General features: G+C 59.0%; 14 protein-coding genes and 1 pseudogene. 6 read left to right on the top strand and 9 right to left on the bottom strand.

All coding sequences use genetic code 11. The features are described from left to right. Positions 1-64 precede the first annotated feature (64 nt). On the bottom strand, positions 65-1,081 hold the full coding sequence (locus HPO_RS19975; protein ID WP_051612715.1) for a FecR family protein: 1,017 nt from the start codon (positions 1,079-1,081) through the stop codon (positions 65-67). 2 nt (positions 1,082-1,083) lie between these two features. Then, positions 1,084-1,623 carry an RNA polymerase sigma factor gene (locus HPO_RS16600; protein WP_051612714.1) on the bottom strand — a complete coding sequence of 180 codons (540 nt, stop codon included), beginning with the start codon at positions 1,621-1,623 and terminating at the stop codon, positions 1,084-1,086. 826 nt (positions 1,624-2,449) lie between these two features. Between HPO_RS16600 and HPO_RS16595 the strand changes: the two genes are divergently transcribed. Continuing rightward, a complete protein-coding gene (locus tag HPO_RS16595) occupies positions 2,450-2,965 on the top strand; it encodes a hypothetical protein (RefSeq protein ID WP_157532897.1) in 516 nt (171 codons plus the stop codon). Between the two features lie 14 nt (positions 2,966-2,979). After that, positions 2,980-3,684, top strand: coding sequence for an IS6 family transposase (locus HPO_RS16590; protein ID WP_035601294.1), 705 nt, complete (start codon positions 2,980-2,982; stop codon positions 3,682-3,684). A 7-nt stretch (positions 3,685-3,691) separates the two neighbouring features. Here the strand turns inward: HPO_RS16590 and HPO_RS21270 are convergent. After that, positions 3,692-3,838: pseudogene (locus HPO_RS21270) on the bottom strand (helix-turn-helix domain-containing protein); the annotation flags it as partial. On the opposite strand from HPO_RS21270, the gene HPO_RS16585 reads away from it, so the two are divergent. Further along, positions 3,832-4,338, top strand: coding sequence for a GNAT family acetyltransferase (locus tag HPO_RS16585; protein ID WP_084324394.1), 507 nt, complete (start codon positions 3,832-3,834; stop codon positions 4,336-4,338). The pseudogene HPO_RS21270 and the gene HPO_RS16585 sit on opposite strands and share 7 nt — an antisense overlap. 49 nt (positions 4,339-4,387) lie before the next feature. Here HPO_RS16585 and HPO_RS16580 read toward each other — a convergent pair whose 3' ends face one another. From HPO_RS16580 to HPO_RS16555, 6 genes are all read right to left on the bottom strand, one after another. Next, a complete protein-coding gene (locus HPO_RS16580; protein WP_035601293.1) occupies positions 4,388-5,524 on the bottom strand; it encodes an ABC transporter permease in 1,137 nt (378 codons plus the stop codon). Continuing rightward, positions 5,521-6,675 carry an ABC transporter permease gene (locus tag HPO_RS16575; protein WP_035601291.1) on the bottom strand — a complete coding sequence of 385 codons (1,155 nt, stop codon included), beginning with the start codon at positions 6,673-6,675 and terminating at the stop codon, positions 5,521-5,523. The genes HPO_RS16580 and HPO_RS16575 overlap by 4 nt, the downstream gene beginning before the upstream one ends. 9 nt (positions 6,676-6,684) lie before the next feature. Further along, the gene (locus HPO_RS16570; protein WP_084324393.1) at positions 6,685-7,740 is read right to left on the bottom strand and encodes an HlyD family secretion protein; all 1,056 of its coding nucleotides are present in this window, start codon (positions 7,738-7,740) and stop codon (positions 6,685-6,687) included. Continuing rightward, on the bottom strand, positions 7,737-9,161 hold the full coding sequence (locus HPO_RS16565; protein WP_084324392.1) for a TolC family protein: 1,425 nt from the start codon (positions 9,159-9,161) through the stop codon (positions 7,737-7,739). Before HPO_RS16565 ends, HPO_RS16570 begins: the two co-directional genes overlap by 4 nt. Then, entirely contained in the window at positions 9,158-9,739 is a 582-nt protein-coding gene (locus HPO_RS19970) for a TetR/AcrR family transcriptional regulator (protein ID WP_051612713.1), read from the bottom strand. The genes HPO_RS16565 and HPO_RS19970 overlap by 4 nt, the downstream gene beginning before the upstream one ends. Positions 9,740-10,117: 378 nt before the next feature. Continuing rightward, positions 10,118-10,639, bottom strand: coding sequence for a tautomerase family protein (locus tag HPO_RS16555; protein WP_206742179.1), 522 nt, complete (start codon positions 10,637-10,639; stop codon positions 10,118-10,120). Between the two features lie 28 nt (positions 10,640-10,667). Here HPO_RS16555 and HPO_RS16550 point away from each other — a divergent pair, with 28 nt between their 5' ends. From HPO_RS16550 to HPO_RS16540, 3 genes are all read left to right on the top strand, one after another. After that, positions 10,668-11,231, top strand: a complete 564-nt coding sequence (locus tag HPO_RS16550) for a TetR/AcrR family transcriptional regulator (RefSeq protein WP_035601289.1) — start codon at positions 10,668-10,670, stop codon at positions 11,229-11,231. Positions 11,232-11,547: 316 nt separating this feature from the next. Next, positions 11,548-11,922, top strand: a complete 375-nt coding sequence (locus tag HPO_RS19965) for a YdhR family protein (protein ID WP_051612711.1) — start codon at positions 11,548-11,550, stop codon at positions 11,920-11,922. 167 nt (positions 11,923-12,089) lie between these two features. Beyond that, entirely contained in the window at positions 12,090-12,794 is a 705-nt protein-coding gene (locus HPO_RS16540) for an IS6 family transposase (protein ID WP_035601287.1), read from the top strand. The last annotated feature ends 439 nt before the right edge of the window (positions 12,795-13,233 follow it).

The raw sequence follows: 13,233 nt of genomic DNA, 5'->3' as shown, positions 1-13,233 counted from the left end.
GCTTCACACGGGCTCAACGCAGCCATTCCCACACCCCTCAGAAATTCATTAAAAGTTCACGCGATCAGCGTGTCTCCGAAGCGTCATGCAGCAGATAGGAGCCATCCTCCGCGCGCTCCACTTCGATATCGAACGTGCGCTGCAGGGCGGACGCAAATGCCCCGACCTGCTCATAGTGAAAGACGCCCGATACCCGCAGATCACCAATGGAGGTGTCGGCAACCCGGACATTCACGGGCGCATAGCGGCTGAACTCGGCAGCAACATCTCGCAGAGGCTGATTGCGGAAAACCAGTTGTCCTGAACGCCAAGCCGTTTCCTCGTCAGCATCCACCTGCTCCACGAGGGCAGAGGACATGGCGCCGCTGAGGCGCTGCCCGGGCTGGAGACGATAAACCGGCCCGGTTCCGTCTGCGGATAGGCCGGACACTTCCACTAGGCCGTCGACCAAAAGGACCTCCGGGGCCGCCTCGTCCAGCGCAACCTGAAACCGTGTGCCCAGCGCAGTGACGACCCGGTCCTCAGCTTCAACCCTGAAAGGCCGGTTCAAGTCCCGCGCCACAGAAAAGAAAGCGCGTCCTGATACCAGCCGGATATCGCGTGTCTGTTCTCTGTACAGAACTTCCACTTGGCTGGCCGGCGCCAGTGTGATCTCGGATCGGTCGGGGAGGGCGACGGTCAGGCGTTCTCCTGTCTGGGTTTCGTGTCGCACCAGGATATAGTCATCAACAATGGCGACAGGCTCTGGCAACTGCAGAAGTATCACCGCAACCGAAATGGCGAGGCAGGCTGCGAGCGCCGTTGTGGCGGCAGCGAGGCGCCCAACGGACCAAAATGTGGGACGTTGCGGCGCCTCCTCGTCCAGCGCTGCGCGCCGATGGGCCGCGAGGCGCGGATCATCCGCAAGTTGGGCCATCTCGGCCCAGAGCATTTCCTGCTCCAGATAGGCCTCAGCATTGGCGCGGTTCTGCCCCAGCCAGTCGCGCAGCGCAGCAGCAGTGCCGGCATTGGCAGCATCGCTGTTCATCCTGGCGAACCAGTCGGCAGCCTCTGCCCGGGCTTTCTCGTCAGGCGAACCCATTTTCATCTCCACGCCTGCAGATCTCGCAGCGCCTTGCTGATCTGCTTCTCGACGGCGCTTACAGAAATGCCCAGCCGCTGGCTGATCTGCGCATAAGACATGTTTTCGAAGCGGCTGAGGATCAGCACGGTTCGCGTCCTGCGCGGCAGGTGTTCGATTGCACGAAGGAGGGCATCAAGCTTCTGGCGGGAGTTGAGTGCCTGTTCCGCATCCGGGGCGTCGGAGACGAGCTGAAGTTGTTCGATATCAACATGCAGGACAGGGCCACGCGACACATCGCGCCGCGCCCGGTCGCGCACAAGATTGACTGCAGATCGAAAAACGTACCCATCAACATTGTCTAACGTGAAGAGTTCAGGATGCCTCAGCAACCGGAGAAATAATTCTTGCGCCAGTTCCTCGGCCGCCGCCTCGTCATGGGTGCGCCGGGCGAAGAATTTCACGATGGCGGGACGCAGGCGCACGAAGAGCGCCGCGAAATCTTCGCTCGCTCTCTTCGCGACTTCTCTGTCGGAACGGGGTGAAACGCCGAGATCCTGCATCCGGGCCTATCTGCACATACTTGATGACACTCTCGCGACGATCCTTAAGCCGATGTGCAGTTTAGCTCCCCCCTCCCGCGAAGGAACTGGGATGTCGTGCCGGATGCCAATCTTCGTCAGTCCTCTGTCGGAGAAATAGAGGTTCTTTGGCGACGTGAGAGATCGGCCTGCTCCAAACAAGGCGATACAGGTCGGGCCGGCTAATCGGTTTCACCTAAAATACACCCTACTCTGTACAATCTATAATTGCGCAAACACTTAAAAGCACAGTAGAGTGTTAGGCGTGACGCATCTTGCTTGCGATCCGTGCGCGAGCGGGAAGGCTATAGTACGTCCACAGATGAAGTTGAATCATTCTTGCGCCCCGGGATACGTTCAGTCTCGCGGAAGTGCATGAGCGTAAGAATGCGCAAATATATATGCGCCTCCAAAAGTAGCATTACAGTCTTATCGATAATGATTTTTTATTAAGTTGATATGCGGCCGGCTTGACGTGTGTAGAAGTCGATCCCCAAATCGTTCCTTGAGGAACTGAGGGTCACCTGGTTAGGGAAATGAAATTTCTGAATTTTATCCGGAGCTAATGAGCAGATGCAGCTGAGTTACTATACGCTCGGGGGACACCTGTGCTGCGCTGTGGTTCCGATCTTCAATAATTTAGGTTGAAATCCGGGCGCGTTTGCGCAATTCTGATCCTGATCGGAGGGTAATCATGAAGGCGAGAAATCTCTCTCGTAGGTTGCTCTTCTTTGGAGCTCTGTCTGGTCTGCTGGTCTTGGTCGCCGCGTGTGGCGCCGCAGTGCCGAAATCCGACGAACAATCTGTAGTGCCAGACGGATTCTTCCGTGTGCATGCAGATGTCCGGGTCAAAGAAACCGGCGAGATCGTGAAGATCGACTATGTGGCCAGCTGCGGCGCGATTGTCAGCAGCTGGAGCTTCACAACGTCTTCCGTGACTTATGGCATGGCACCGCATGTCATGCTGGTGCCGACAGAATCGGGGGAATTGATCGGTGTACGCACGCCGGACGTGTGTGACGCGCAGATGTGGTGGCCGGTCAAAATCGATGGCGAGACTTTTCAGAACCCGCCTGCTGATTTTCTGCCCCTGATCATGTGGTATCCTGATGCGGACAATATAGACTTCGCCATCGGCTATCTCTCGGACAAGGCTTATGAGAGCCCTTATGCCAAGATCGAGCTGATGAGCAGTGGAATCGCCAAATCCAATCTGGAAGAATGGCGGGCGTGGAAGAAGGCCGCCGGTGATGCGTTCAAGCCGGTCGGCGCATTACCGGGGGGATTGTCAAAGGAACCGACCTTGAGGCGGCGCATTCAGTAGCTTAGGCTCCAGAAATGACGAAATCACCCTTCCGCTACTTCAAGACGTCGCCCGAGATCATCCAGCTTGCGGTCATGATGTATGTTCGATTTCCGCTGTCCTTGCGCAACGTGGAAGACCTGCTTCACGAGCGCGGCATCGACATTTGCCATGAAACAGTCCGGCACTGGGTTGATCGCTTCGGCACTTACTTCGCGCACAAGATCCGCAAACGTCGATCGGAGGGGATGAAGCAAAGTCCGCAGTGGCAATGGCACCTGGACGAGGTCTTTGTGAAGATCCGTGGTCAGACTCATTACCTCTGGCGAGCGGTTGATCATGAAGGAGAGGTGCTGGAGTCATTTGTCACGAAGACTCGCGACAAGGCTTCAGCATTGAAATTTATGCGAAAAGCCATGAAGCGATATGGCAATCCCAAGGTGGTCGTGACGGATAAATGTCCTTCATATCGGGCCGCCATGAAAGTGATCGGGAACGAGGGCCGCCAGGAGACTGGCCGACATTTCAACAATCGCGCTGAGAATTCACACTTGCCATTTCGACGGCGGGAGCGAGCTATGTCCCGCTTTCGGCGCATGCGAAGTCTCCAGAAATTTGCTTCAATCCATTCGTCTGTGTACAATCACTTCAATCATCAAAGGAATATCGAGAGCAGGGCCAGGTTCAAATCGTTGCGTGACGCCGCTCTTCTCGAATGGCGCGAGCTTCTCGCCGCCTGAGACCTGCTCGTCTGGGAAAAACGGAGACTGGTTCGAATTCGTCTGACAGCACCTTGCGCAGCGTGTTTCGAGAAAGGCCCGTCCGCCGGGAAATCTCCCGGATCGACATCTGGTCGCGGTGATACCACCGCCGGATAACGCTCAATAATGCCATGTCCAACACTCCATGGTCCCCCGCTCGCCAAAGCTCGGGACCGGTTCAAACATGGGTCACTTCTCAGTGGAAATTTCTGCCCTCCCAGGGTCAATTCTCAACGGCAATCAACAGCCTGCGGGCTGACCCGTCCCTGGAACGACCCGAACGATGATATCGACCGGGCTGTTGCTGCCCGGGAAGCGACCATTCTTGTAGGCTATTGCGGAGACCAGATGATTGGAAGCGTGATGGCAGGGCATGATGGCCACCGCGGGTGGGTCTACTACCTCGCGGTCGAACCAGCGCACCAGGGGCGCGGGGCAGGCCGGGAGCTGATGGAAGAAGCAGGCCTCTGGCTTGCATCGCGCGGCGCTCCGAAGATCGAGCTTATGGTGCGGGATGGAAATGACCGCGCGGAGAAATTCTACGAAGCGCTGGGTTTCGAACGCCAGGACGTCAAGGTCTATGGCAAATGGCTGAAGGTCCCGGACGCGGCCGAATCCCGCAAGGCATCCTGAAACGGCCCATGAAAACTGCCATGGAACACGGACCCGAGCTGCCAGGGACTTATCCGTGGCCGGTCGAGGCGGGTACCGGCTCGCCGGAAGGGCGCAGGGAAAGCCGGTAGATGGCAATCCCGCCATAGGCCAGGGTCAGGACCGCAAGGTTGATGAGGTCCGGAGCGATGTCCTTAAGGCTCGCGCCCATCTGGTTGACACCGACCATGACATGAATACCTGCCGTTGTCGGAAAGAGCTGGCTGAACCAAGCGAGCCAGGACGGCATGGCCTGCACGGGCCAGGACAGGCCTGACAGGAAGTAGATTGGCAGGGAGGTCACGATCCATATCTGGACGGGTCTTTCCCGTGTCCGGAAAAAGCTGCCAAGCGCGAGCGCGCCGCAAACCGTAGCCGACACGAACAGGCCGCCAGCAATGAGAAGAACCGCCGGTTCGGCCTGGGCTCTCGGATAATCCTGGAACCAGAAGACAAAGCCGGAAAAATAGGCAATTTCCGCAGCGCCCAGAACAAAGAAGGCGAGGGCGATGCCAAGGAGTGACTTCAGCTCAAAGCCGAGCCAGCCCTGCTTTTCGCGCAATGTTGCCGCCAGCAGGGCGAGACCCATGAACAGGGTTTGGTGCAGGATCAGGAAGACGACCCCTGGAACAACTGTGCTGCCATAGCCTTCGCGCGTGTTGAACAAGGGGCGCTCTATGACCGTCAGGGGACTTGCTGCGGGCCGGCCAAGAAGGCGTGACTGGTCGACGGCCGATTCAAATGCGATCGAGCCAAGGGAGTTTGCTATACCGGAGAGTCCGGCACTGCTGCGTAAGAGATATGCGCCGTTGCCATAAAGGGAGACCTTGCCCTGGCGCCCGCGCCGGATGTCGTCGCCAAATCCTTCCGGGATCAGAACAAAGGCCGTGACCGTCCCGTCTTCTATCAGGCGCTCTGCCTCGCGTACGGAATGGACCCGGGCGACCACAAGCGATTGCTGGACGGCCTCGATCTTGACGGCGAGCGCCCGGCTGGGTGCGCTGTTGTCGAGATCTGCGACCGCGATCGGGATCTGCGTCGCGACCTGGCCGGAATAGGCCGACGGATAAAAAAACGAATAGAGGACAGTCGATCCGACCAGCAGCATCATGGCAGGCCGGTCAGAGAAAATCGTTTTGAAAGTCGTCAGGAAAGCGCGCCAGATCATCGGCGCCCCCAGCTGGCTGGCTGGCTGGCCGAACGGATGTAAGACGGCAAACCTATCACTCCTCCGGCGAGCGCCATGAACATCATGATACCGATATGCCCCAGCGAGACCGAGGGCGGGCTTGCCATGCTCCATTGTTCGGACAGGAGTTTTGCAAACCAGGTATAGGGCAGGATGGCGCTCCAGAACTGGGCAAAGGAGGATGCGGACTGGATCGGGAAGATTGCGCCTGCAAAGGCAAAGGAGGCGCCGGCATAAAGCCCGCTCATGGAGAGGGATTGCAGCATGGAGCGGGTCAGACCGACGATGAAGAGCGCAATCCCGGCATAGGCGGCATACATCGCCAGGTAGCCTGACATGATCAGCGGCAGGCTGCCATGGATTGGCCAGCCGCGAAGGACAGCGAGATAGGACGTGGCAAGTCCGCTCCAGACCATGAAGACCAGGCCATAAGGGGCGAGCTTGCCTGCAATGGCGCTGGCAGCACCTGGGCGTCCTGCCAGCCAGTCGCCGATCGTCCCGTCCCGGAGTTCGCGGCCGAGGGCGCCTGTCACGGCAATCATGAAAGCAAGGTGCAGGAGCGCCGGGTGCAGCAGGGAAACAAGCTGGAATTCGTAGCTGCGTTGCGGATTGAAAAGGATCGTCGTCTGGACGGTGACGGGGGCAGGTCGAGCCTGGCTGGTCCCGAACGCCGCAACGCGCTCGATGGCAAGCTTGGCCGAATAATCCTGTACGGCCGCCCGGACCGCGCGCAATGCCGATCCGGAGGCTGTGGAGTAGCTTGCATTGTAGAAGATGCTGATCGCTGCTGACCCGCCTTGCAGGATGTCGGACTCTGCCCCGTCGGGGATCATGACCAGCGCATAGGCCTTGCGTGTACGGACGTGTTCTTCTGCTTCGCCGAAGTCCGGGATTCTTGCCAGGACGCGGACTTCGGGCGCCGCATCGATCCGGTGCGCGAGCTCTCTCGACGCCTGCGTCTGGTCCTGGTCGACGATAATGATGGGAAGGTTCCGGATAACGCCGGAAGAGAATTGCATGGCTGGCAGTCCGAGCAACAGGAGTGGCATCCAGAGGATGACCACGCGGTCCCAGAAACTATGCCTCAGGAAAAGGATTTCCCGGCAGAAGGCGGAAAGGAATGCCCGCATCGCCATGACTCATTGCGGCCAGTCGAAAAGCACGGTCATGCCGGGGCGGAGCCGGTCGATGGGCTCTGTCGGGGCAAGCCTGACTTCAAAACTCTTGATGTCATAGCCTGTCGACTGGCGTGTGGCGCGCCAGGTCGCAAAATCTCCGGCGGGTGCAATGAATGTCACGCGGAAAGCGGCAGCCAGATTGCCGAGCGCCGGAACATGACCTGTGTAGACCGCGCCCTGTTTCAGGTCATTGAACTGGTCTTCCCGGATGAACACGGTAACCCAGGGATCCTGGACCTCGGTGACCATGAAGACAGGAAATCCCTGTGGCACGAGTTCTCCGGTCTGGGCGAGGCGCTTTCCGACCTCGCCATCGACGGGGGAGACAACCCTTGTTTCGGCAGCGGCGGCCTCCACTTCAGCGTACGCGCCGAGGGCCTGTTCGAGTTGGCCGCTTGCAGCGATCTTGTCCTCGGCGCGCGCACCGGCCAGGGCCTGGTCATATTGGGCCCTTGCTGCGCGTGCAGTTTGACGTGAGGCGATGGCATTGGCTTCAGCCTCGTCGCGCTGCTGGCCGGTGGTGACGCCTTCGTCGAAAAGGCGCTGGATCCGGGCATAGGTCGCATCGGCGAGTTCGGCAACCGATTCTGCCCGGCGCCATTGGGCCTCTGCGGCCCTTATATCTTCAGGACGGGTGCCATCCTGTGCCTTTGCCTCGGCAGCCTGCGCTGCCGTGACGGCGCCGCCAGCCTGTTTCGAGCGGGCAGCGACTTCAGGACTGTCGACTGTGAAGAGGAGCTGTCCGGCAGCAACCCTGTCCCCTTCGGCCACATGAAAAGTTTCGATGCGTCCGGTGACCTTGCTGGCGGCACGAACCTCCCGGGCGTCCACCATGCCCTGGAGCTGGTCGGGGATGGGGCGGTAGCTCAGCCACAGTCCGGTTGCGAGCAGCGACAGGACCGCGAGACCGGCAAGGGATGGAAGGAGGTTTTTCAGCTTCGGGGCGCGGCGCGTCCCGGTCTCCTGTTCGGAGGCCGTCTGCTCCTGATTGTCTTCGGTGATATGTGGGTCGGTCATGGGACGATTCTGTCGGCGCGGGTCTGGTACTCGGAGAATTCGCTCATCTGGCCGCTGGCCGAGAGCAATTCGGCAAGGGCGATCACATAGTCATATGCTGCCTGGTCCTGCCGGATCCGGGCGCGCCCGAGGCCGAGTTCGGCATCGACGACATCGAGTGATGTCGCCTGCTGTTCGCGGTAGGCGAGCTTCTGCAGGCGGAGGCTCTCTTCGGCAGAGACAATCGCGGTATCGAGCAGGAGAAACCGCTTCCGGGCCGCTTCGACCTCGTACCAGGCTTTGGCAACACCGATGCCGATCCGGGTCCTTGCTTCCCGGCGGCCAGCCCGGACCTGTTCGGCCGTAAACCGGGCGGCGGCGACACCTTGCTTGCGATCGGCGCCTGAGAAGAATTTGTAGCGCATGCCGATCCCGACCGCCCAGTCCGGATCCGTCAGCAGGGCATCCTCACGGTCGAGATTGTACTGGGCGAAGCCGAAGACGGTGGGTTTGCGCTTGGATTCCTCAATATCGATCCCGGCTTCGGCCTTGCCGGCAAGGGCATCGAGACGCTTGATCTCGGGATGATTGTCCATGGCCGATTGGCTGAACGCTTCGACCGGAGCGAGCGGGGCGGAAATCACGAAGAGAGGGCTGAGGGGGCGAATGCCTGCCGGAGCTCTCAGCAAACCGGCGAGGACGACATTGGCCGTCGCAAGCCGGGCAATTGCTTCCTGGTATTCCCGGCTCGCATCATCGCGCGCAACTTCCGCCTGCAGGCGCTGTGCCTTAGTGGCAAGGCCAACCTCCTCGAGGTGGCGGACTTCATCAAAATGGGCTTCCAGGCCCATCAGCACATCGCGCCGGACACCGAGGGCGCGTTCGGCGAGCTGCTGTCCGAAATAGGCCTGGACCAGCTGGACGAGGCCTTCATCTGTCGTGAGGTCCCGCTCGGCAAGCGCGGCGTCGAGCTCTGCCTGCGCGCCGTCCCGGGTCGCATCGATCCGGCCTCCGGTATAGAGGGGGACCGAAGCTGTCAGGATCGGACGGATGCTGCGCAATTCCTGGCGGAACTCAAGCGGATCTGCGATGCCGTAATCGGCGGCAAGGGGCTCCAATGGTCCGAGCGGGAGGTAGAGTGTTTTCTGGTATTCGAGGAGCTGGAGCTCGAAATCGAGATCGGGCCGGTGCAGGGTTCGGGTCGATTTTTCCTGGGCCTGCTTGGCCCGGACATTTTCTCCTGCCGCATCGATTGCATCAGAACGCGACAGGAATTGCTGCTCCGCAGACAGATAATCTAGAGAGGCGGGATCCGCCGCCTGCGCGGCGCCATTTTGTGCGCACCAGGCGAAGGCGGCACTTGCAAGTCCCGCTCGGAAAAGGCGGGCAGGGTGAAGAAGCGCAGGAATTTTCTTTTGGCCGAACTTGTTCGCGAGCGTCATGAGTCACCTGTCTTCAGGGAGATTTCCACGATCCGGCGCGCCATGGCGCGGGGCGGCGATGCGCCCGTCTCAGTCCGTAACCATTTGACTGAAAGCCACATGATTCCGCCGGCGAGCAGCAGTTTCCGGTCCCGCTCTGCCACGCTCGCTGCCGGGCGTGCCGAAGCACCAGGCAGCATCATCCGGTCGGCCACGATCGCTACGAGGCCGTCGAAGAGGTCTATATTCCCGGCCCCTTCGAATACATTGAGATAGAAGGTCCGGTTCTGCCGCAAATGCCGGAGGACAGACGCGGTGCGGTCTTCAAGCGTTTTCCGGAGTTCGTCCGGTGATATCCCCTCCAGATCGGCATCCAGATACGGATAGGCGCCGGAAAGCTGGTACAGCGCTGCCGCCCGCGCGGCGGAAGGAACATCCGGAAAGTGCTGGTAGAAGGTCGGCCGTGTCACACCGGCTGCCTTTGCAACCTCCATGATGGACACTGCCTCGACGGGGCGCTCCCCGACAAGATCAATGACCGCCGCAATGAGGGATGCGCGGCTCCGTGTGAATCGGGGATCGGAAGGAGGGGGACTCATGTCTTTGCAGCCTGCTGAGGTCAGGCTGCAGATAGTCATCTAATTTACAATTGTCAAATAGTTGTGTGAGCAACAATGGCTCGCAAGTGCGGCCTGCCAGGAAATTCAGATCACATGCCACGCGCCCGCGACCCCTCTGGCCGAATGGCCAGTGGGAAGCGCGCGGCGCGGCCCCGGCCGGCGAGCCCCCGCAGCGCCGGTCCGCCCATACGGGCGGGCCGGTGACCGGAGACGGGCCGGGCCAGGCAGATGCTTTCAGGACTCTCTCGGGCTCTCGCCGACTGGACAGCCCCGCAAAGCGGGCCGGGGGGAGAAGACGGTCCGGTGGAGGATAATCACGACTTGGTCGAGCCTGAAAATACTCGAACAGGCAGCGAGCTATCCGGCGATCGGAGGAAGTGGCCGGTTCGCATCGCGCCATCGCGCTTCTTCGTCCGTATTCGGTAAAGGAGGGGCCAGTCCGTTTAGCGACCAGAGATCAAAGGCGGTTTCGTCGATGTGTAGCTCCCAGTCGAGTCCGCGTGTGTTCATGAATGGCGTGAATACGGCATTGCACTTGTCCATGAAACGCTTGCGATATTCGGCGTTCGGCATGGTGCGTGCGATATGATCGACCCAGATCCGCACAAAATTGCTCACGGCCCCTCTGCCCCCGACGAAGAAGGAGTCCGCTGCGATTTCCTGGAACACCACGCCGACATAGAATTTTGGCAGAGGTTTGTAGAGTTCCGTGATGTCCGCAGAGAGCTGCTGCTTTTCTTCCCGTGTGAAAGCGCCGGGCGGGTGAAAGATGTTCCAGAGGGGCATGAGCTTGGTTCCTTCTTCCAAACCATTAATAATTATGATTGTCATCATTAATGGTTCGAATCCCGCCTTGTCAATAATGTTATTCGTCATCATAATTGCGTTTCAGAAGAGGATCACCCGCATGCGTATCAGCAAGGAACAAGCCCGCAAAAACCGTGAGATCGTCGTTGAGACAGCCGCCAGATTGTTCCGGGAGCGTGGCTTTGATGGCGTTGGCGTATCGGACCTGATGAGCGCTGCGGGCTTTACTCATGGCGGCTTCTATAATCACTTCGCCACGAAGGATGCGCTTGTATCCGAGGCGCTGGCGCAGGCATGGACCGAGATGGCGGCTGAACGCGCAAAAGCGCGCGGCCTGCCGCGTCTTATGAAAGCCTACCTTTCGCGGGAAACCCGGAAAGCGCCCGGATCGAGTTGCCCGGCTGCCGCGCTGGCCGGAGATGTTGCCAGGCAGCCGGACGGCGTCCGTGACGTCTTCGCAGACGGCCTCGAAGAAATGATTGGATCTGTTCAAAAGCTGCTTCCGGAAGCGCCGGGCCCGGACTCGAGAACCCGTGCTGCGTCCCTCGTAGCCAGCATGGTTGGTGCCCTGATCCTTTCCCGAGCCGTGCCGGACAGCTCCCCGCTTGCCGATGAAATGCTGGAGGCGACTCTGACTTCGGCACTTGGAAGATCCAGACTGTAGCGCCGGCCCCGCTTCAGATTCTGTCACTTATGGGAGGGACGCCGCTAACGTCGTTCTTTCGGTGCACCATGCACCAATCAATATCGACATCGAATGCCGGACTGTTCCACTCGGAGACGGCATATTTCCAAGAACAGAATGCATACAGGATTCACTCACACTCAACTGAACGGATATTTTTTCATTCGTTCCCGGGACCGTGCGCTGGTAACTTTTTCCAAGTTGCCGGTTGCGCCAGTCCCGACAGGCTGGGGCCGGAGAAGGCTCGCGCTCAATGTTGGGTGGGGGACGTCGTATCTTGATGAAGGAGGATGAAATGCCGGTTGTTTTGCAAGTGAATTTCGGTTGGGATCTCAGCGAGGAAGAGCTTGGCCAGTTCTCGACGGCTGAAAAGGCGAAAGTGTTCTGGGCGGTCCCGGGTCTGCTCTGGAAAATCTGGGTCCGCAATCCGGAAACCCGGCTGAGCGGCGGGATTTACCTCTTCAAGGACCGTGCATCGGCTCAAGCCTATTGCGACGGACCGATCGCCGCTCAGATCAAGAAGTTCCCGAAGTCGAGCAATCACTCGTTCAACATTTTCGAAATTCGCGAAGACCAGACGGCTGTGACCGGCGGTCCTCTGAATGCGGAGATGGTTCGTGGTGAACTGCCGCAGGAGATCCGGGCACTGATCGACAATGTTGCTGCCTGATCAGTCCTGATCGCACGCAGATCCCTTGTGGCAGTGAAACGCCGCGCCCCCCTGGGCGCGGCGTTTCTACACCGGCCTCGACGGCGAACACGGCTCGCAGGCATCAGCGAGGTAGTGTCAGGGCAAACGGCCTTGAGAAGGCAATTCCAGAGGCGTAACCTCGGTAAATGGCCCAAAATCCGTTTCGCTACTTCAAGACCTCGCCTGAAATCATCCAGCTTGGCGTGATGATGTACATCCGCTTTCCGTTGTCGCTTCGCAATGTCGAAGACCTCCTTCATGAGCGAGGTATCGATATCTGTCACGAAACGATCAGGCAATGGGCCGACCGTTTCGGCACCTATTTCGCGAACAAGATCCGTAAGCGGAGGTCGGAGGCGATGCGCCAGGTGCCGCAGTGGCGCTGGCATCTGGACGAGGTCTTTGTGAAGATCCGCGGCGAGACGCATTATCTGTGGCGTGCGGTCGATCACGAAGGGGAGGTGCTTGAAGCGTACGTCACGAAGAAACGCGACAAAGCTGCAGCCCTGAAATTCCTCAGAAAAGCGATGAAACGGTATGGTAATCCAGTGGTAGTCGTCACGGACAAGCTCCGCTCCTACGGTGCCGCGATGAAAGAGATTGGCAATGTACGCCGTCGCGAGACGGGCCGCCATCTCAACAATCGAGCTGAAAATTCACACCAGCCATTCCGGCGACGAGAGCGCGCGATGTCGCGCTTCAGGCGAATGCGAAGTTTGCAGAAGTTCGCCTCAGCCCATTCGTCTGTACACAATCATTTTAACCTGGAGAGGCATCTCTACTCGCGATCAACCTTCAAAGTTAACAGGAACGCCGCTCTTCGCGAATGGCGCGACCTTCTTGTAGCCTAGCACCTGCGTGTGCGCGAATTTCGGAGACGGGTTCGCATTAGCCTGACACCACCGCCAGATTTTTCTCATAACACATTGAAATCATTGGATATTTTTTGCTAATCTGATGCTTTCTTCTTGCGCTGATGTCACTTCGCTACACATTTTGCTGCACATCCGGCTTGTCTGAGTCCGTGCGGAATATGGCGGAGTATTGGCGCCCGCCGAGGGTGCGGGACCAACAACGGGCATTGAGATATCAAGGGGATGCAGATGGGCAGGGGGGCAGATGACATATTGAAAAATATTATTGCCTTTGTTCATCTTGGCGCACATCACTCGAGCCATAAATTGAATGTTTACAGGTAGTTGTGCTTTCAGCCGCCTAGCTGCCAAATTTTCTGAACCGTCACGCTCTTTGCGTAAGCGGTTTTAGCCCAGCTTCAGGAAGTACCGGGTG

The sequence above is a fragment of the Hyphomonas polymorpha PS728 genome, from assembly GCF_000685315.1.
Taxonomy (GTDB): Bacteria; Pseudomonadota; Alphaproteobacteria; order Caulobacterales; family Hyphomonadaceae; genus Hyphomonas; species Hyphomonas polymorpha.
This window is presented reverse-complemented; position numbering and strand designations above follow the sequence as displayed.

Excerpts from the sequence above, each read along its gene's own strand:
- HPO_RS16575 (WP_035601291.1), bottom strand. The coding sequence starts at position 6,675 with ATGCGGGCATTCCTTTCCGCCTTCTGCCGGGAAATCCTTTTCCTGAGG.
- HPO_RS19970 (WP_051612713.1), bottom strand. The coding sequence starts at position 9,739 with ATGAGTCCCCCTCCTTCCGATCCCCGATTCACACGGAGCCGCGCATCC.
- HPO_RS16585 (WP_084324394.1), top strand. The coding sequence starts at position 3,832 with ATGCCATGTCCAACACTCCATGGTCCCCCGCTCGCCAAAGCTCGGGAC.
- HPO_RS19965 (WP_051612711.1), top strand. The coding sequence starts at position 11,548 with ATGCCGGTTGTTTTGCAAGTGAATTTCGGTTGGGATCTCAGCGAGGAA.
- HPO_RS16570 (WP_084324393.1), bottom strand. The coding sequence starts at position 7,740 with ATGACCGACCCACATATCACCGAAGACAATCAGGAGCAGACGGCCTCC.
- HPO_RS16550 (WP_035601289.1), top strand. The coding sequence starts at position 10,668 with ATGCGTATCAGCAAGGAACAAGCCCGCAAAAACCGTGAGATCGTCGTT.
- HPO_RS16555 (WP_206742179.1), bottom strand. The coding sequence starts at position 10,639 with ATGATGACGAATAACATTATTGACAAGGCGGGATTCGAACCATTAATG.
- HPO_RS16565 (WP_084324392.1), bottom strand. The coding sequence starts at position 9,161 with ATGACGCTCGCGAACAAGTTCGGCCAAAAGAAAATTCCTGCGCTTCTT.
- HPO_RS16580 (WP_035601293.1), bottom strand. The coding sequence starts at position 5,524 with ATGATCTGGCGCGCTTTCCTGACGACTTTCAAAACGATTTTCTCTGAC.
- HPO_RS19975 (WP_051612715.1), bottom strand. The coding sequence starts at position 1,081 with ATGGGTTCGCCTGACGAGAAAGCCCGGGCAGAGGCTGCCGACTGGTTC.
- HPO_RS16600 (WP_051612714.1), bottom strand. The coding sequence starts at position 1,623 with ATGCAGGATCTCGGCGTTTCACCCCGTTCCGACAGAGAAGTCGCGAAG.
- HPO_RS16540 (WP_035601287.1), top strand. The coding sequence starts at position 12,090 with ATGGCCCAAAATCCGTTTCGCTACTTCAAGACCTCGCCTGAAATCATC.
- HPO_RS16590 (WP_035601294.1), top strand. The coding sequence starts at position 2,980 with ATGACGAAATCACCCTTCCGCTACTTCAAGACGTCGCCCGAGATCATC.